Consider the following 693-nt stretch of genomic DNA (forward strand, 5'->3'; position numbering starts at 1 on the left):
GATCTTTCGGTAAGCCTTTGCCATGACACATGGAGGAAATATTGGTGACCAGTGCCCGGTCGAGCGGTTTGCCCTTAACGTCCTCGTCTTTGCCCTCCTGCCAGCCCTCTTTCAAGCAGGGCAGCGTAAGGAAGGCCTTCACGTCCTGATCTTTCGGTAAGCCTTTAGAGGAACACATGGAGGAAATATTGGTGACCAGTGCCCGGTCGAACGGTTTGCCCTTAATGTCCTCGTCTTTGCCCTCCTGCCAGCCCTCTTTCAAGCAGGGCAGCGTCAGGAAGGCCTTCACGTCCTGATCTTTCGGTAAGCCTTTAGAAGAACACATGGAGGAGATATTGGTGACCAGTGCCCGGTCGAGCGGTTTGCCCTTAACGTCCTCGTCTTTGCCTTCCTGCCAGCCCTCTTTCAAGCAGGGCAGGGTCAGGAAGGCTTTCACGTCCTGATCTTTCGGTAAGCCTTTGCCATTACATATGGAGGATATATTGGTGACCAGTGCCCGGTTGAGCGGTTTGCCCTTAACGTCCTCGTCTTTGCCCTCCTGCCAGCCCTCTTTCAAGCAGGGCATCGTCAGGAAGGCCTTCACGTCCTTATCTTTCGGTAAGCCTTTGCCATGACACATGGAGGAAATATTGGTGACCAGTGCCCGGTCGAGCGGTTTGCCCTTAACGTCCTCGTCTTTGCCCTCCTGCCAGC

At 54.5% G+C, this 693-nt stretch carries 1 protein-coding gene; it reads right to left on the bottom strand.

Going from position 1 to position 693, the window contains the following annotated elements; translation table 11 throughout:
* Positions 1 to 693, bottom strand: a 693-nt coding sequence (locus tag J7438_RS26625; RefSeq protein ID WP_209279038.1) for a hypothetical protein, incomplete at both ends; no start/stop codon positions are given.

Source organism: Thalassotalea sp. G20_0 (genome assembly GCF_017744175.1).
GTDB lineage: Bacteria > Pseudomonadota > Gammaproteobacteria > Pseudomonadales > Endozoicomonadaceae > Endozoicomonas.